This is a genomic window from Microterricola pindariensis (assembly GCF_002936985.1).
GTDB classification, from domain to species: Bacteria; Actinomycetota; Actinomycetes; order Actinomycetales; family Microbacteriaceae; genus Microterricola; species Microterricola pindariensis.
This window is the reverse complement of record NZ_MPZN01000062.1, coordinates 1-17,319: the sequence shown is the minus strand read 5'-3', so window position 1 is coordinate 17,319 and position 17,319 is coordinate 1. Positions and strand designations below refer to the sequence as shown.

At 69.7% G+C, this 17,319-nt stretch carries 12 protein-coding genes; 6 read left to right on the top strand and 6 right to left on the bottom strand.

The window, feature by feature from the left end; translation table 11 throughout:
* Positions 1 to 494 precede the first annotated feature (494 nt).
* Complete coding sequence (locus GY24_RS14315; protein ID WP_104476901.1) at positions 495 to 1,418, top strand: serine hydrolase; 924 nt, start codon at positions 495 to 497, stop codon at positions 1,416 to 1,418.
* A 121-nt stretch (positions 1,419 to 1,539) separates the two neighbouring features.
* On the opposite strand, the gene GY24_RS14310 is transcribed toward GY24_RS14315, so the two are convergent.
* Positions 1,540 to 1,977 (bottom strand): NUDIX hydrolase, encoded by a 438-nt coding sequence (locus tag GY24_RS14310; RefSeq protein ID WP_233279380.1) that lies wholly within the window; start codon positions 1,975 to 1,977, stop codon positions 1,540 to 1,542.
* A gap of 123 nt (positions 1,978 to 2,100) precedes the next feature.
* Here GY24_RS14310 and GY24_RS14305 point away from each other — a divergent pair, with 123 nt between their 5' ends.
* Complete coding sequence (locus GY24_RS14305; RefSeq protein ID WP_104476899.1) at positions 2,101 to 3,486, top strand: glycine--tRNA ligase; 1,386 nt, start codon at positions 2,101 to 2,103, stop codon at positions 3,484 to 3,486.
* Positions 3,487 to 3,780: 294 nt separating this feature from the next.
* Positions 3,781 to 5,079, top strand: coding sequence for an MFS transporter (locus GY24_RS14300; RefSeq protein WP_202972956.1), 1,299 nt, complete (start codon positions 3,781 to 3,783; stop codon positions 5,077 to 5,079).
* Between the two features lie 149 nt (positions 5,080 to 5,228).
* Here the strand turns inward: GY24_RS14300 and GY24_RS14295 are convergent, their stop codons facing one another.
* Positions 5,229 to 7,472 carry an alpha-galactosidase gene (locus tag GY24_RS14295; protein WP_104476897.1) on the bottom strand — a complete coding sequence of 748 codons (2,244 nt, stop codon included), beginning with the start codon at positions 7,470 to 7,472 and terminating at the stop codon, positions 5,229 to 5,231.
* Positions 7,473 to 7,505: 33 nt separating this feature from the next.
* Here GY24_RS14295 and GY24_RS14290 point away from each other — a divergent pair, with 33 nt between their 5' ends.
* Complete coding sequence (locus GY24_RS14290) at positions 7,506 to 8,558, top strand: LacI family DNA-binding transcriptional regulator (protein WP_104476894.1); 1,053 nt, start codon at positions 7,506 to 7,508, stop codon at positions 8,556 to 8,558.
* Positions 8,559 to 8,592: 34 nt separating this feature from the next.
* On the opposite strand, the gene GY24_RS14285 is transcribed toward GY24_RS14290, so the two are convergent.
* The 4 genes from GY24_RS14285 to GY24_RS14270 form a co-directional block, all read right to left on the bottom strand.
* A complete protein-coding gene (locus GY24_RS14285) occupies positions 8,593 to 10,365 on the bottom strand; it encodes a glycoside hydrolase family 35 protein (protein WP_104476892.1) in 1,773 nt (590 codons plus the stop codon).
* Positions 10,366 to 10,479: 114 nt separating this feature from the next.
* The gene (locus GY24_RS14280) at positions 10,480 to 11,796 is read right to left on the bottom strand and encodes an ABC transporter substrate-binding protein (protein WP_104476890.1); all 1,317 of its coding nucleotides are present in this window, start codon (positions 11,794 to 11,796) and stop codon (positions 10,480 to 10,482) included.
* Positions 11,797 to 11,860: 64 nt separating this feature from the next.
* Positions 11,861 to 12,811 (bottom strand): carbohydrate ABC transporter permease, encoded by a 951-nt coding sequence (locus GY24_RS14275; RefSeq protein ID WP_104476888.1) that lies wholly within the window; start codon positions 12,809 to 12,811, stop codon positions 11,861 to 11,863.
* Complete coding sequence (locus GY24_RS14270) at positions 12,808 to 13,791, bottom strand: carbohydrate ABC transporter permease (RefSeq protein ID WP_104476886.1); 984 nt, start codon at positions 13,789 to 13,791, stop codon at positions 12,808 to 12,810. Before GY24_RS14270 ends, GY24_RS14275 begins: the two co-directional genes overlap by 4 nt.
* A 148-nt stretch (positions 13,792 to 13,939) precedes the next feature.
* Here GY24_RS14270 and GY24_RS14265 point away from each other — a divergent pair, with 148 nt between their 5' ends.
* On the top strand, positions 13,940 to 16,087 hold the full coding sequence (locus tag GY24_RS14265; protein WP_133161209.1) for a DUF5054 domain-containing protein: 2,148 nt from the start codon (positions 13,940 to 13,942) through the stop codon (positions 16,085 to 16,087).
* A complete protein-coding gene (locus GY24_RS14260) occupies positions 16,084 to 17,214 on the top strand; it encodes a metallophosphoesterase family protein (RefSeq protein WP_104476882.1) in 1,131 nt (376 codons plus the stop codon). The genes GY24_RS14265 and GY24_RS14260 overlap by 4 nt, the downstream gene beginning before the upstream one ends.
* The last annotated feature ends 105 nt before the right edge of the window (positions 17,215 to 17,319 follow it).

Below are 17,319 nucleotides of genomic sequence, written 5' to 3'. Positions count from 1 at the left end.
TTCACGTCGGCTGGAGGGTGCCGCGCCCTCTGCACGTCGGCTGGAGGGTGCCGCGCCCTCTGCACGTCGGCTGGAGGGTGCCGCGCCGCGACGGAGGAGCAGCGCAGCACCCGAAGCCCGGGAGTCAACGTGACCGGGTGTTGGCTTCGGTCGCTGGCGCTCCCTGGTCCGGCCCGGTCTCGCTGGTCGAGTAGCGAGGAACGAGCGTGTCGAGACCCCGCACGAGTGATGGTTTCCCGCCGGGAACCGGGTCTCGATACGGCCCTGGCGGGCCTACCCGACCGGCGGGTGGGGAGCGGGCTGCGTCGGTGTTGGCCTCGGTCGCTGGCGCTCCCTCGAGCCAACGTGGGGCGCGGAGCGCAGCGCTTTCAGCCTCGGCAGCTACACTCTGTGAAGACCCGCGACAGTGCCTGTTTCGGGCGACACTTCCGCCGGGCCAGGGGAGCCGGGCGAATCGCAGAGACACTCCGCCCATACAAGCTGAAGGATGCCGCTTGACCAGCCCTGCCCCGCAGTCTGAACGCCGCGTGCGCCAGGCTGCGCTCGATCGGGGCCGGCACCAGGGCGGCGAGGCGAACGACAACTTCGGCCGCGGCTTCTCGGCACTCGCCGATCTCGCCGTCAACGGCGTGCAGCTGACGGCCCGCGCCAGCGACCTCGCCACCGGGCGTGTGCTCTTCTCCGTCGACGACCACGTCTCTGTGCCCACCGCCGGCATCGGCAAGGTGCTGCTGCTCATCGAGGTCGCCGCCCAGATGAGCGACCCCGAGTTCGAGCCGGCGATGGCCGGCGGGCTGGCGATCCTGGACCGCGTGGCCGGCGACGCCGTCGGCGCGGAGGGTCTGTGGCAGCACCTGCAGGCGCCGTCGCTGCCGGTCGCCGACCTGGCCGCACTGGTGGGGGCATCCGGCGACAACCTGGCCAGCAACGTGCTGTTGCGGGTCGTCGGCCTCGACGCCGTGCGCACCCGGGCCGAGTCGCTCGGGCTCAGCCGCACCGCGCTGTTGGACATCGTGCGCGACCAGCGCGGGCCGGATGACGCCCCGCAGCTCTCGGTCGGCTCGGCCGGCGAGCTCGCCGCCCTGTTCACCGCGCTCGCCCGCGGCGAGGTCGTCAGCCCGGAAGTCTCGCAGCGGGTCGTCGGCTGGCTCTCGCTGCACTCCGACCTCTCCATGGTCGCCAGCGCCTTCGGTCTGGTGCCGCTCGCGCACCGCGCGAGCGACCACGGCCTGCTGCTGGTGAACATGACGGGCACCGCCGCCGGCATCCGCAGCGAGGTGGGCGTGCTGCGCGGCCCGCGCGCCGGCGTCAGCTACATGGTGTCGATGCAGTTCGCCGACACCGCGCTCGCCGCCCGCCTCGAGGTGCTCGACGGCATGCGCCAGGTCGGCCTGGACCTGCTGGAGTACGTGCACTGAGCGCGACGCGCAGCGTCGCGAAAGGCGGCAGCCCAATCCCAGGAATCCTCTGGACCGCGACCGATGGGTGACGGGTTTCGACAGGATCAACCGGCGGGCTGGGCCTAGCGGCGGGCCGGGATCAGTCGATCAGGCCGAGGGCGGCCAGCCGCTGCAGCACGTCGGCGCCGGCCGGCGGGCAGCGGTCGACCGCCGCCGCGGTCACCCAGTGCAGGGCGCTCACCTCGGCCGACGGCTCCGGGCTGACGGATGCCGCGACGGCGGCGTCCACCCCGAACACGTGCATCCGCACGAGCCGACCCTCCGGCTCGCCGTGTGCCTGCGTGGTCACCACGAACAGCTCGCTGAGCGCGCTCGTCGGCAGCTCGATCGAGACCTCCTCGCGGGCCTCGCGCGCCGCGGCATCCCGCACCGTCTCGCCCGGGTCGATCTTGCCGCCCGGCATGAAGAAGACGTCGCGCCCCCTGGCGGTCACCATGAGCACCCGGCGGTCGCGGATCAGGGCGACGGCGGCCACGTGGATGTCGGGCAGGGCGGCGGGATCCAGCGGGGAAGTCACCGTCCCATTCAAGCAGCCGCATCGTGTGGGGCTGTCCGATTCGGCACCCAGCGGCGCGCGGCTAAACTGGACGGACTGTTCGCTCGGGCCTTTGAGCCCTGATCACGCCCCATTGGAGCCACCATGGCCGCACCCAGCCGTCTCGACGCCGTCATTGCCCTCGCCCGCCACCGCGGATTCGTTTTCCAGGCTGGTGAGATCTACGGAGGTTCGCGTTCGGCCTGGGACTACGGGCCGCTCGGCACCGAGCTCAAGGAGAACATCAAGCGCCAGTGGTGGCGCTTCATGGTGCAGAGCCGCGAGGACGTCGTGGGCCTCGACTCCAGCGTCATCCTGCCCAAGCAGGTGTGGGAGGCATCGGGCCACGTCGAGGTCTTCAGCGACCCGCTGGTCGAGTGCCAGAGCTGCCACAAGCGCTTCCGCGCCGACCACCTGGAAGAGGAGTACGAGGAGAAGAAGGGCCGCGCGCCCGAGAACGGCCTCGACGACATCGCCTGCCCGAATTGCGGCAACCGCCACACCTGGACCGAGCCGCGCGCCTTCTCCGGCCTGCTGAAGACCTTCCTCGGCCCGGTCGACGACGAGTCCGGCATGCACTACCTGCGCCCAGAGACGGCCCAGGGCATCTTCGTGAACTTCGCCAACGTGCTGCAGGCCTCGCGTCTGAAGCCGCCGTTCGGAATCGGCCAGATCGGCAAGAGCTTCCGCAACGAGATCACACCCGGAAACTTCATCTTCCGCACCCGCGAGTTCGAGCAGATGGAGATGGAGTTCTTCGTCGAGCCCGGCACCGATGAGGAGTGGCAGGAGTACTGGATGGAGCAGCGCATGAGCTGGTACACCGGTCTCGGCATCGACCCGGAGAACTTGCGCTTCTTCGAGCACCCGCAGGAGAAGCTCAGCCACTACTCCAAGCGCACCGTCGACATCGAGTACCGCTTCGGCTTCACCGGCAGCGAGTTCGGCGAGCTCGAGGGCATCGCCAACCGCACCGACTTCGACCTGAAGACGCACTCCGAGAAGTCCGGCAAGGACCTCTCCTTCTTCGACCAGACCAAGAACGAGCGCTGGACGCCGTACGTGATCGAGCCCGCGGCCGGCCTCACCCGCTCGCTGATGGCGTTCCTGGTCGACGCGTACCACGAGGAGGAGGTGCCGAACGCGAAGGGCGGCGTCGACACCCGCACCGTGCTCAAGCTCGACCCGCGCCTCGCGCCGATCAAGGCCGCCATCCTGCCGCTGTCGCGCAACGAGCGCCTCTCGCCGATGGCCCGCGAGCTGGCCGCCGAGCTGCGCCAGAGCTGGAACATCGACTTCGACGACGCCGGCGCCATCGGCCGCCGCTACCGCCGCCAGGACGAGATCGGCACCCCGTTCTGCATCACGGTCGACTTCGACTCGCTCGACGACCGTGCCGTCACCGTGCGCGACCGCGACACCATGCAGCAGGAGCGCGTGCCGCTCGACACGCTGTACGTGTACCTGGCCGAGCGCCTGAAGGGCGCCTAACGTCGAATTGATCCAGTGGATCAATTCGCCGTCAGGCGAAAGGCGGCAGCCCGAACCCAGGAAGCCCCGAGGACTCGACACGACCGCGTAACCGCCTCGAACGGTTTCGCGTAGCCTGGCTTCGGTCGCTGGCGCTCCCTCGAGCCAACGTGAGAGTGGTCGCTGGCGCTCCCTCGAGCCAACGTGAGAGTGGTCGCAAGGCCCTCGAGCCAACGTGACTTCGTTGGCTCGAGGGAGCCTGCGACCGAAGCCAACTGGGGTAGTGCCACTGCGGCGCAGCGGAGAAGGGCGGCAATGATGACGGATTCCACGGCACCCGACACCGCCGAAACATTGCTGCCGGCCGGCGAGCAGAAGGCCCGCTTCGCCGCGTTCCGGCATCCGCACGCCCGCCGCTTCATCCTGAGCGGAACCGTCGCCATGATGGGCGACAACATCGAGCACGTCATCAGCTACTGGGTGATGTGGCAGTTGTTCCACTCGCCGCTGCTGGCCGGCTTCGCCGTCGTCAGCCACTGGCTGCCGCACCTCTTCCTCTCGGTCTGGTTCGGCGGGCTGGCCGACAAGTACGACTGCCGCCGCATCATCCAGATCGCGCAGGCGGCGTTCATCACGGCCTCCCTCGGCTGGGGCGTGCTCTTCGTCGCCGGCATCCTCGAGCCCTGGCACTGCTGCGTGCTGCTCGTGATCCACGGCCTGGCCAGCGCCATCTGGCACCCGGCCGACCAGATGATGCTCTACGACATCGTCGGCCCGAGGGAACTTCCGAGTGCGGTGCGGCTGAACTCCACCGGGCGCAACGTCGGCATGCTGCTCGGCCCGCTCGTCGGCGCGACCCTGCTGCTGACCGTCGGCCCGAACCTCGGCATGTTCCTCAACGTGCTCTGCTTCCTGCCGATGGTGATCGTGCTGATCCGGATGCCGTTCACCGGCCACACCCGGGTGGCGGCGGCCCCGAAGGTGCGGCTGCGCCTCGGCGAGGCCTTCGCCGAGATCGCCCGGGTGCGGCACAACGTGCCGATCATGAGCATGATCGTGCTCTCCGGTTCGACCTCGCTGCTGATCGGGGTCGCGCTGGCCCCGCTCATGCCCGACTTCGCCGAACAGCTCGGCGGGGCGAACGCCGGCGCCGCCTACAGCCTGCTGATGGCGGCCACGGCGGCCGGGGCGGTGCTCGGCGGCGTGCTGCTGGAGTCGTCGCGCCGGTTCCGGCCGACGGTGCGGGTGGCGGTGCTCGCGACGCTGTCCTATGGCCTCGTCATCGTCGTCTTCGCTCTCTCGCAGAGCTACCTGCTCTCGCTGCTCGCCCTGCTCGTCGGCGGCGTCGTGAACCTGGTGTCGTCGTCGACGGCGCAGACGATCGTGCAACTGGAGGCGCCACCGGAAGAGCGCGGCCGGGTGATCGGGCTCTATGGCATGGCCAGCATGGGCCTGCGGGCCGGCAGCGGCGTGACGATCGGCGTGCTCGGCGCGTGGATCGGCATCCAGTGGGCGGTCGGGGCGGCCGGCATCGCGCTCGCCCTCGTCGCCGCCGTGATGCTGCTGGTGGTCTGGCTGAAGCGGCAGCCCGCGGCCCCCGCCGTCGCGAGCTGAGTTCCCCGCCGCGCCCCGTAGCCAGTTCGCGGATGCGGGCGCCGAAATGCCCCGAAAACCGCTGCTTTCGGGGCGTTCCCGGGCCCGCATCCGCGAACTGGCTACGGCCAGGCCGCCCGCATCCGCGAACCGGCTGCGGGCGGGCCGGGTCAGCCGACGCGGGTGACCCGGAACAGCACGCCCTGCTCCGGGCGCATCAGCGGGGCGGCGAGCCCGACCCGGCCGAGCGCTGCACCGCTCAGCTCCAGCGGCGCGTCCGCCCACCACGGCGCAGGGAACAGGTGGTGCAGCGTCGTGCCGATCGGCAGCGGATCAACCAGGTAGACGGCATCCGGGTCGAGCCCTGGGAAGCGGATGCGGCCCGGATTGGACACCGCTGACGCGCCCAGCGACGCCAGCGAGAACACTGCGGCGGAGCGGTCGGCGGCGATGACGCCGTGCACGCTGACGTGCGGGTCCGGGTGGTCCAGTCGCACGATGTCACCGCTGTGCAGCAGCGCGCGCAGCTCCTTGTGCACCCCGATCCACTCGGCCAGCTCGGCCTTCTCCTCACCGCTGGCCTGGCGGAGGTCCCACTCGACACCGAGGTGGCCGAACAGGGCGGTGAGCGCCCGGAATGGCAGCGAGTGGATGCGCCCCGTCGTGTGCGACGGGCCGGAGGCGGCGATGTGGGCGCCCATCATCTCCGGGGGCACGAGTTGCCCGGTCCAGCGGTTGATCTGCTGGCGTTCCAGCGGGTCGTTGTTGTCGGAGACCCAGACGCGATCGGTGTTCTCCAGCGCGCCCAGATCGATCCGCCCGCCGCCGGAGGAGCAGGACTCGATCTCGAGCCCGGGATAGCGCGACTTCAGCTCGGCGACGAGGCGGTAGAAGGCCAGCGTCTGCGCGTGCACGCCGGGGCGGCCGTCGGCGCGGGTCGCGGCATCCACCATGTCGCGGTTGTGGTCCCACTTGATGTAGCCGATGTCGTACTCGTCGAGGATGGCGCACATCGCGCCGAGGATGTGGGCGTAGCACTCCGGGATGGCGAGGTTCAGGGCCTGCTGATTGCGCGCCTCGATCGGCAGCCGCTCCCCGGTGGCCATGATCCACTCGGGGTGGGCGCGGGCTAGCTCGGAGTCGACGTTGACCATCTCCGGCTCGAACCAGAGCCCGAACTGCATGCCGAGGCCGCGCACGTGGTCGACGAGCGGGTGCAGCCCGTTCGGCCAGGCGTCGGGCGAGACGAACCAGTCGCCGAGGCCGGCCTTGTCGGTGCGGCGCCCGCCGAACCAGCCGTCGTCGAGCACGAAACGCTCGATGCCGACCTCGGCCGCCACGTCGGCGAGCTCGAGCAGGGTGTCGAGGTCATGGTCGAAGTAGACGGCCTCCCACGTGTTCAAGGTGACCGGGCGGGCGGATGCCGGGTGCTGCGGCCGGGCGCGGAGCTCGCGATGAATCCGGCGGGCCGCGTCGTCCAGGCCATCGCCGTAGATGCCATAGACCCAGGGGCTCTGGTAGTTCTCGCCCCAGTCCAGGCGCACCTCGCCGGGCAGCAGCAGCTCGCCGCCGCCGAGCAGCTGTGCGCCGCTCAACACACGCTCCACCTGGTGCACGTGGTTGCCGGACCACGCCGTGTGGAGGCCCCAGACCTCGCCGCCGGCGAACCCGAAGCCGGGGGTGCCGGCGTGCAGGATCATCGCGGAGTCCAGCCCGGTGCGGCCGCGGCGGCCCTCGCGGCGGTGACTGCCGACCGTCATCTCGTGCCGCTGTGGCGAACGCTCCTTGCCCCAGCGGCCGGCGAAGTCGAGCACCTCGGTGGCGCTGGCCGGGGTGGGCAGGCAGAGCAGCAGTTCGTCGAGCTGGTAGACCTCAGCGCCGCGGTTCTCGATCACCGCCCTGGCGCGCACCACCCCCGCGGCGGTGAGCTCGATGGTGAGCTCCAGCGCGAGTTCGGAAGCAGAGTCCTCGGCCGTGACGACGAGCACGCCCGCGCCGTGGGTGACGACGCTGCCGGCGGGCGCGGCATCCGGCGCGGTGTCCGGCGCGCTGTCTGGCGCAACGGTGAGCGCCGCTCCATCCAGGGCCAGCCCGGTGGTGCGCCAGCGCGGCGACCAGGCCCTGCCGGCGCGGGAGCCGCTCACCCCCGGCCGGCCGAACCAGCCCGCACCGTGCTCCGGCAGCAGCGACACACGCACCGGGGCGTCGGGCTCGCTGGGAGCGACCGGCAGGATGCCGGCATCTCGCAGCGCGGTGAAGCTCGCGGTGTTGAGCGGCCCGCAGTCGGCGCCCCAATGCACGACGGCGGGGAGCTGCCCGTCGCTGAGGTCGAGCACGAGCGCGGTGCCGGCGGCACGGAGCGAGACGCCGATTGTGACGCTGGGCGCAACTCCGGGTGCGGGTGGGGTGGCCATGTAGAGGTCCTCTCAGGTAGTGTTTGCGTAATCATGACGCTGGAATCACAGACTGCTACGGAGCTCTCCGCGCCCCAGCGGGAGCGCGCATCGATCAATGATGTCGCACGCCGTGCCGGGGTGTCTGCGCAGACGGTTTCGCGTGTTGCGAATCGCATGAACAACGTGCGGCCGGCCACCCGCGAGCGGGTGCTCGCGGCCATGGCCGAGCTCAACTACCGGCCGAACAGCGCCGCACGCAATCTCAAGGCCGGCCGGTTCCGCAGCATCGGCTTCGTGACGTTCAACCTCGCCACCTTCGGCAACGAGCGCACTCTGAGCGCCGTCGCCGAGGCCTCCGAGGCGGCCGGCTACACGACGACGCTGCTGCCGGTTGCCGACCCCACCCAGCTGGACGTCGTCGGCGCCTTCGGCCGGCTCGAGGAGCAGGCCGTCGACGGCATCATCCTCGTCATGTCGGCCGAGGTCGGCGCGCTGGACGAGCTCACCATGACCGCCGGGCTGCCGCTGGTCATCATCGACTCCGACGCGAACCTGCCGTACACGATCGTCGACACCGACCAGGAACAGGGCGTGAGCATCGCGCTGCAGCACCTGTTCGAGCTCGGCCACCGCGACATCGTGCACATCTCCGGCCCGGCCTCGTCCTACTCGGCGACACGTCGTGCCGAGGCGTACCGCCGCATCATGGCCGAGCGCGGCCTGCCGGCCCTGGAGGTGCACTCCGGCGACTGGTCGGCCGCATCCGGCCTGGAGCTGGGCCGGCAGCTGCTGGACGCCGAGCACCTGCCGACCGCGGTCTTCGCGGCCAACGACCACATGGCCCTCGGCATCATGCACGCCGTGCACGAGCGCGGCCTCCGCGTGCCGCAGGACATCAGCGTGATCGGCTTCGACGACGTCGAGGGCGCCGCCGAGTTCTGGCCGGCGCTCAGCACCGTGCACCAGAACCTCGACGAGGTCGGGCGCCAGGCCACCAGCCTGCTGCTGGCACTCATCGACGGCGAGGCCGACGAGCAGCAGAAGATCCTGGTGCAGACGCGACTGATCGTGCGCGACAGCACCGGCCCGGTTCGCGCGGGCTGAACGCCGCGGCACGGAGTCTCGGTGCCGCACGGCGCTAGGCCTCGTCAGATCCGAGATCGGGGCGGGCGACGAAACGCGCGGTGGCGCTCACCGCTCCGGCGGTCTCGAAGATGACGATCTCATTCCTGCCTGCGCGCAGCACCGGCGCGGGAACGTAGAGGGTGCGCTGCGGGCCGCGGCTCCAGTAGCGGCCGAGGTTGAACCCATTCAGCCAGGCGACGCCCTTGCCCCAGCCGTTGGTGTCCAGGTGCAGGTCGCCGAGCTCGGCGGATTCCAGCTCGAAGGTGCCGCGCGCGAACGCCGGGCCGCTGAGCGGCCCGGGGGCGCAGTCATCCGCCGCCTCTAGGGCCGCCTCGACCACGGGGCTGAGCCGGCCCTTCTCCTCCAGCGCCACCGGTCCGGCCACCCAACCGGTGAGCGGCTCGCCGTCGAGCGTGGCCGGGCCGATCAGGCCCTTCGGCTCGCCGATACGGTGCCCGTAGTTCACTCCGCCCATGTGCTCCACCAGCAGGGTGAGCTCGCCCGTCGCCTCGGGGGGCAGCGCGAAGACGCGATCGTGGTGGTCGCGGTTCAGGACGCCGATGGGAGCGCGGTTCAGGAACAGCTGCGCACGGTCGCGCACCTCGGTGAAGGCGAGCAGGCCGCCGTGCTCGAGTTGCGTCGAGTAGACCGAGAAGCCGCGGGCCGCGCCGAGGGCCGTGGCATCCGGCAATGCCTCGAACGTCGACGGCGCCACGAGGTTCGCGTGCCGCAGCGGCACGCAGCGGTCCAGGTGCACCTCGAAGGCCGCGGTATCGGTGCGCTCGGCCGGGGCCTCCTCCGGCACCTCGCCGTACTTGGCGAGCACCTCGCGGAACCGCCAGAACTTCTCGGTGGGTGTGCCGTCCTCGGCCAGGGGGGCGTCGTAGTCGTACGAGGTGATCGTCGGCCGGTAGGTGCCCTTGTCATCGGCGCCGGAGGTGAAACCGAAGTTGGTGCCGCCGTGGAACATGTAGATGTTCACGGATGCCCCGGCGGCGAGCAGCGCGTCGAGCTCGCGGGCCGCATCGGCGGCGGAGGTCGTGCGGTGCGGTGCGCCCCAGGCGTCGAACCAGCCGCACCAGAATTCCGAGCACATCAGCGGTCCCGTTGGCTGATGCCGGCGCAGGGTGGCGAGGCGCTCGCTCGCCCGGGAACCGAACGAGCCGGTCTTGTGCAGTTCGTCGAGGCCGCCGTCGGCGAGCATCTGGTCGCTCGGCTGGTCGACGGTCGTCAGCGGCACCTCGATGCCGCTGGCGCGGGTCTGCGCGGTCAGGCCGCGCAGGTAGTCCTTGTCTGCGGCGTAGGCGCCGTACTCGTTCTCGATCTGCACCAGAATGACGGGGCCGCCGTGCTGAACCTGGCGCGGGCCCACGATCGCGTACACCGCGCGCAGGTACTCGGTGACGGCCGCCATGTAGGCCGGGTCGTTCGTGCGAATCACCATCGACGGATCGGCCGTCAGCCAGTCGGGCAGGCCGCCGTCGGTCCACTCGGCGCAGATGTATGGCCCGGGGCGCACGATCGCGTGCATGCCCTCAGCGTGCACGAGGTCGAGGAAGCGGGCGAGGTCGAGCTGCGGGGTGGTGAGGAACTCGCCGCGGGTGGGGGAGTGCTCGTTCCACGGAACATAGGTCTCGATCGTGTTGAGGCCCATCAGCCTGGCCTTGTGGATGCGGTCGGCCCAGTGCTCGGGGTGCACACGGAAGTAGTGCAGCGCGCCGGAGAGAACTCGGAACGGCGCGCCATCGAGAAGGAAGTCGGTGGCACCGATGGCGAAGGAGGGCATGGCGATCCTGATCTATGGAGAGGAGGAAGGGGGTGAATGAGCACGGGGGCCTGCTGAGCAGCAGACCCCCGCGTGTGGTGCAGTGGTGCGGTGGTGCGTGTGTCTTCGCGCCGGCTACTTGTTGACGGTGAAGCCCTGCGCGTTGCCGTACTCGACGAGGTCGGACTGCCACGCGACGAGGCCGGCGTTGATGTCGCCCTTCTCGCCAAGCACCTTGCCGACTGTGTCGCCGAAGATGTTGTTCGCGTAGCCCTGGAACGGCAGGTACTGCCATCCGTCAATGACGTTCTCCGAAGCGGTCTTGCCCTCGACGTTGGCCTTCTGGCCGTCGTAGGTGGCGAACTCGACGTCGAGCCAGGCCGGGTCGTCCATGATGGCCGTGGTGCCCGGGAAGCCCTTGGTGTTCTGGATGTCGCGGCCGGTTCCGGTCGCCATGAACTCGAGCACCGCGGCAGCGGCGGCCTTGTGCTTGCTCTGCTCGGTCACGGCCAGGCCGCTTCCGCCGTTCTGAGCCGAGGCGGGCTTGCCGTCCCACGAGGGGATCTGGGCGACGCGCCAGTTGCCGTGGCTGTAGTCGTCCATGCCGGAGATCATCCACGAGCCCATCAGCAGCGAGCCGAGCTTGCCCTGCTCCAGGGCCTTGCTCCACTCGTCCGACCAGGTCGAGACCGGGGAGAGCTGGTTGGCGGTGAGCAGCGTGCCCCAGTAGTCGGCGAACTTCTTGGTGCCGGCATCCTGCAGGTCGATCGTGACGTTCTCGCCGTCAACGCTGAACGGCGTGCCGCCCGATGCCCAGAACATGCTGGTCATGAAGCCGGCGTCGCCGCTGTTGGCGATGTAGGCCTCTGGGTCGTATGCGTTGATGGCCGCGGATGCGGCCGCGTACTCGTCCCACGTAGTCGGGGCTGCGGTGATGCCGGCGGCGTTGAAGAGCTCCTGGTTGTAGATCATGACCATGGGGCCGGAGTCCATCGGGATGCCGGTCTGCTTGCCCTGGAAGTTCATCGCGTTCCAGGTGGACTCGGTGAAGTCGCCTGCGAATTCGTCGATGCCGAACTCGCTCATGTCGGCGAGTGCGCCGCCCATGGTGAGCTGCGGGATGGTCTGGTACTCGGCCGGAACGAGGTCGGGGGCGCCGGTGCCCGCCTTGACCGCGTTCTGCAGCTTGGTGACGACGGCGTCGGGGTTGTCCATCTTGACAACCTCGATCTTGATCTTCGGGTTCTCCTTGGTGAAGGCGTCCGCCATCTCCTGGGTGTCGTCGCCCCAGGTCCACCAGGTCAGCGTCGTCTCTTCCTGGAGGGCCGCGTCGACGTCCTCCGGCGCGCCCGATCCGCTGTCTGCGGCGCAGCCGGCCATCGTTCCGAGGAGAAGGGCGCTCGCGCCGAGCACGGCACCCATCCTCATCCAGTTGCTGTGGGAGTTCTTCATTGTGTTTCCTTTCGTGGTGTGGAGGGTGGTGCGTGTGGGGGTGAAAAAGCTGGGGCCGCCTGCGCTACTTCACGGCGCCGGCCGACAGGCCGGACTGCCAGTAGCGCTGCAGGTAGAGGAAGGCGCCGGCGATCGGGACGACGGTGAGAAGCGACGCCGTGATGACGAGCTCGGGGATCGCCTCGGCGCCGATCGAGCTGGAGGCCGAGGCCCACTGGCTGAGGCCGACCGTGAGCGGGTACCACTGCTGGTCGCTCAACATGATCAACGGCAGGAAGTAGTTGTTCCAGGTTGCGACAACCGTGAACATCAGCACCGTGATCAGCGCCGGTGCGAGCTGACGCAGCGAGATGGAGAAGAAGATGCGCAGCTCGCTCGCGCCGTCGAGCCGGGCGGCCTCGAGCAGCTCGTCGGGAATCGCCTCGGCCGCATAGACCCAGACCAGATAGAGGCCGAAGGCGCTCACCATCGACGGGATGATCACGGACCACGGGGTGTTGGTCAGCTGCAGCTTGCTGAACAGCAGGAACTGCGGCACCGCGAGTGCGGTCATGGGAACGGCGATGGCGCCCAGGATGACGGCGAGCACGAGCCTGCGCCCGGGGAAGCGGTACTTCGCGAGCCCGTACCCGGCCAGCGTGGCCAGCAGCGTCGCCCCTCCGGCCCCGACCACGACGTACATGATCGTGTTGCCGAACCAGCGCACGAAGATGCCGTCGTTGTAGGTCAGGACCTTGCCGATGTTGTCGAACAGCGCGAAGTCGCCTGCGAACCAGAGCGAGAACGAGTTGTACAGCTTGTCCCGCGTTTTGCTCGCGTTGGCGATCAGCCAGAACAGCGGCACGACGCAGTACAACAGCATTGCCGTCATCAGCACGGTCAGCGTGACGGACGCCCGCTGGTGCCGCGACCCGCCGGGCTTGCGCTTCGGGGTGCGCGCGGCTGGGGCAACCTGGCCGCTTGCCAGCCGGCTCGGCGCCGTGCCAGAGCGGGTCACCGATTCTGCGGCGCTCATGCCTGCTCCTCCACTGTGCTCATGGACTTCTTCTTCTTGAACGTGAAGCCCTCCGGGTTCTGCGCGATGAAGGCGAAGACCATCGTGATGATGCCGGAGAGGATGGCGATCGCCGCGGCGTAGTTGAACATGGAGCCGGAGAACGAGAGGTTGAAGGCGTAGATGTTCGGGGTGAAGTAGCTGGTGATCAGGTTCGGGGCGATCGCGCGGAGCATCTGGGGCTCGTTGAACAGCTGGAAGCTGCCGATGATCGAGAACAGCGTCGCGATGATGAGCGGCCCGCGGATGCCGGGGAGCTTGATGCTGAAGATGGTGCGGAACGGACCGGCGCCGTCGATCTCCGCCGCCTCATAGAGTTCCTGCGGAATCGCCTTGAGCCCGGAGTAGAAGATCAGCATGTTGTAGCCGACGAACTCCCACGTGACGATGTTGCCGATGGCCACCATCAGGAAGCTGTTCGAGAGCGGCTCTGGCAGCTTGAAGCCGAGCAGATCGTTGAGGTCGGCGATCAGGCCGAACTGTGATCCGTACATGTAGCCCCAGATCATCACCGCCACGACGCCCGGAACGGCGTACGGCAGGAAGATCGAGAGCCGGAACAGCGAGACCCAGCGCAGCCGCATGCTGTCGAGGGCGAGCGCCACGAAGAGCGAGAGCCCCAGCATGATCGGCACCTGCACGAACAGGAAGATGGTGACCCGCAGCAGGCCGTCCCAGAACTTCGAGTCGGTCAGCGCCTGGGCGTAGTTCTCCAGGCCGACGAAAGAGTTGCCGCCGACCAGGGTCTCGCGGAACAGGCTGAGGTAGATCGCGTAGACGAGCGGGGCGATCAGGACCAGCACGAACACGGCCATGAAGGGGCCGACGAAGATCCAGCCAGACCAGTCGCGCCGGCGGTGCGTGGTGCGTGGCTTCAGCGTCGAGCCAGCCTTCGGCCGGCCGGTTACGACCAATTCGGTGTTGAGCGTGCCCGTCGTCATGCGGGGGTCACGCTGCCTCTCGGTGCGTGTGACGGCTTCGTCATTCGCCTCACTCCTTCGTGAATGTTTGCGTTGACATGACTGTAAGGGGTAGCTTCATGTTTACGCAAACAGAATTTTCAGATCCGCTTGAGCAAAGGAGCCGCGGGTGGTCTCAACCGTCCACGTTATCTTCAAAACCCACTTGGACTTGGGTTTCACCGACACGGCGAGGAACGTCACCGACCGCTACGTGCACGAGTTCCTGCCGCGCGCGATCGAACTGTCGGCAGAGCTCGAACGCCGCGGGGGAGCAGCCCGCTTCATCTGGACGACGGGCTCGTGGCTGATCCACGAGGCCCTGCGGCTCGGCAGTGCAGAGGAGCGCGCCGCGCTGGAGGCCGCCATCCAGGCCGGGCAGGTGCGCTGGCACGGCCTGCCCATGACGACGCACACCGAGTCGATGGACGCCGGCCTGCTCGAGCACGGCATCTCCATCGGGCGCGCGCTCGACGCCCGCTTCGGGCAGCACACCATCGCGGCCAAGATGACGGATGTCCCCGGCCACACGATCGGCCTCGTCCCGTTCCTGCAGCGCGCCGGCCTGGAATACCTGCACCTCGGCGTCAACGGGGCCTCCGCCGTGCCCGAGGTGCCGGAGTTCTTCGTCTGGCGGGCGCCAGACGGGAGCGAGGTCGTCGTCAACTACGCGCAGAGCTACGGCGCCGACACCGAGTTCGGCGTGGCCTTGGTGCCCGGCGGCGAGGATGCCCTGCACCTGGCGCACACCGGGGACAACTTTGGGCCGCCCTCCGCGGAGGACGTCGAGGAGCTCTTCGCCGGGCTCGCCGCCGCATACCCCGGCGCCCGGATCATCGCCTCGACGCTGGACGCCTTCGCGGCGGCCGTTCTCGCGGTGCGGGCGAGCCTGCCGGTGCTCGAGCAGGAGATCGGCGACTCCTGGATCCACGGCGTCGGCAGTGACCCGGTGCTCACCGCCCGGCTGCGCGAGCTGATGCGCCTGCGCAGCAAGTGGGTCGCGTCCGGCGAGCTCGTGCCGGGCACGCCGGAGTGCGACGCCTTCAGCGACGGCCTGCTGCTCGTGCCCGAGCACACCTGGGGGCAGGATCTGAAGACCTATCTGCCCGATTACGTCAACTACGAGAAGGCCGACTTCACACGGGCCCGCGCTGCCGACCGGATCGACACGGGCCTGAACCCGGCCGAGTTCGAGCTCTACGCCTGGGCGTACACCGAGCACCCGCGCCCTGAGGGGCTCAGCTACTCGGCCTTCGAGGGATCGTGGGCCGAGCAGCGGGCCCACATCGACCGCGCGCTCGCGGCCCTCACTCCGAAGCGCCGCGCCCAGGCGGCGGCGGCGTTGGAGCGTTGCCGCCCCGACGGCGATGATTGGCCGGGCACCGCGTGGAGCGAGGTCGAGATCGACGCGGCCGCCGCGCACGGCGTCGGGGCCTACCAGGTCCGCTTCGGAGGCGACGGGGCGCTGATCTCGCTCATCGACGCGCAGGGAACCGAGTGGGCGGGGCCGGAGCACCCGCTCGCCGCCTACCGCTACCAGACCTTTGACGAGCGCGACGAGCGGCTCTGGATGGACGAGTACTGCCGCAACATCGCCGAGAACGGGTTCTGGTCGATCCCCGACCAGTCCAAGCCCGGCCTCGCCATCGCCGAGACGCTGCCGGCCAGAGTGTTCACGCCCCGCTGCGTCGGGGCGGCGCGGCTGGACGAGGAGGCGGCCACCACGGTGACGCTGCGCCTCGAGCTGCCGACCGCGGCGAGCGAGCTCTGGGGCGGCGCGCGCGACATCCGTCTGTCCTACCGCTTCCCGCACCGGCCCGGCCCGATCCAGATCACCCTCGACCTCGTGGGCAAGGACGCCTCCCGGCTGCCGGAGGCCAGCTGGCTGAGCTTCCGGCCGCGCACCGACCCCGGCGCCTGGCGGCTCGACAAGCTGGGCACGGCGGTCGACCCGCAGGATGTCGTGCGGAACGGCAACCGCAGCCTGCACGCGGTGAGCGCGGTGAACCACCGGGCCAGCGACCCCAGCGCCGCGCGCCCGGCCGGCTTCAGCCTGCGCCCGCTGGACGCGGCCCTCGTGGCCGTCGGCGAGCCCCGGCTGCTGCACTACGACAACGCCGTGCCGGAGCCGGGCGACGGATTCCACGTCAACCTGCACAACAATGTCTGGGGGACGAACTTCACCATGTGGTTCGACGACGACCTGCGGTTCCGCTTCGTGCTAGAGCTGGACGCCCCCGTGCCCGGCACCCCTGAACTCAGCGAGGAGACGCGATGAAGAAACCTCTCGTGACCAGCCCGGCCGTCATCATGGCGCCCCGATCCGACGGCTTCGAGGTGGTCTGGGGCGTCAGCCGGCTGAGCCGCGGGCGGGTGGAGTGGTCCACGGGCGAGGAGGCAGGCGTGGCGTACTCCGACGCCTTCGGCATGGTTCCGCAGAGCGACCGGGTGCTGCGGGTGCGACTGAACGGGATGCCGGCCGGCGCCGAGGTGCGCGTGCGCGCCGTGACCGAGGCCGTCACCGGCAGGGGCGTGAAGGGCGGGGCCGAGCGCCACGAGAGCGAGTGGAAGACCGTGCGCACGCTCGACCCGGCGGCGGGCAGCGCGCACTTCGCCGTGTGGAACGACACGCACCGCCACAAGAAGACCCTGCGGGCGCTGCACGCCGCGACGCCAGAGGTCGACATGCTGATCTGGAACGGCGACCTCTGCAACGACTGGAAGCACCCGTCGACCTTCGTCGACACGGTGCTGGACCCGGCCGGCTGCGATGTGAGCCGCGGCCGCCCGCTCACGATCTCGCTCGGCAACCACGACGTGCGCGGAACCTGGGCCTACCAGCTGCAGGAGTACGTGGCCACGCCGGAGGGGCGGCCGTACACGGCGTTCCGCGTGGGCCCGGTCGCCGGCATCGTGCTGCACACCGGCGAGGACAAGCCCGACGGGCATCCGAGCTTCAAGGGCCGGGTCGCGTTCGAGGCGCTCCGCGCCGAGCAGGCGGAATGGCTGCGCGAGGCGACCGCCCGCCCCGAGATCCGCGACGCCCCCTACCGGGTGGTGTTCTGCCACATCCCGCTGCGCTGGGTGGACGAGCACGAGGTCGACTACGAGCACGGCGGCTACGACAGCTTCAGCAAGATGAGCCGCGACGAGTGGGACGGCGCGCTCAGCGCGTGGGGCGCCCAGATCGTGGTGTCCGGGCACATGCACGAGACGGCCTCGATCCCGCCGAGCGACGAGTTCGGCTACGCCCAGCTCGTCAGCGGCGGCCCGGATGCCAGTGCCCGCTCGAAGGAGGCGGCGACCTGGGTCGAGGGCGTGGCGGACGCCGGCGAGCTGGTGCTGACCATGCGCGACCTCTCCGGCGCCGTGCTGCACGAGGTGCGGCTGGAGCCGCTCGCCTAGCCTCCGCCGCCAGCCCGATCCGTTGGTCGAGTAGCGAGGAACGAGCGTATCGAGACCTCGTGCGGGGCTCGGTTTCTCGCTGGAAACCGGGTCTCGATACGGCCC

Coding starts and splice junctions, on each gene's coding strand:
- GY24_RS14260 (WP_104476882.1), top strand. CDS start 16,084: ATGAAGAAACCTCTCGTGACCAGCCCGGCCGTCATCATGGCGCCCCGA.
- GY24_RS14305 (WP_104476899.1), top strand. CDS start 2,101: ATGGCCGCACCCAGCCGTCTCGACGCCGTCATTGCCCTCGCCCGCCAC.
- GY24_RS14280 (WP_104476890.1), bottom strand. CDS start 11,796: ATGAAGAACTCCCACAGCAACTGGATGAGGATGGGTGCCGTGCTCGGC.
- GY24_RS14270 (WP_104476886.1), bottom strand. CDS start 13,791: ATGACGACGGGCACGCTCAACACCGAATTGGTCGTAACCGGCCGGCCG.
- GY24_RS14300 (WP_202972956.1), top strand. CDS start 3,781: ATGATGACGGATTCCACGGCACCCGACACCGCCGAAACATTGCTGCCG.
- GY24_RS14295 (WP_104476897.1), bottom strand. CDS start 7,472: ATGGCCACCCCACCCGCACCCGGAGTTGCGCCCAGCGTCACAATCGGC.
- GY24_RS14290 (WP_104476894.1), top strand. CDS start 7,506: ATGACGCTGGAATCACAGACTGCTACGGAGCTCTCCGCGCCCCAGCGG.
- GY24_RS14285 (WP_104476892.1), bottom strand. CDS start 10,365: ATGCCCTCCTTCGCCATCGGTGCCACCGACTTCCTTCTCGATGGCGCG.
- GY24_RS14275 (WP_104476888.1), bottom strand. CDS start 12,811: ATGAGCGCCGCAGAATCGGTGACCCGCTCTGGCACGGCGCCGAGCCGG.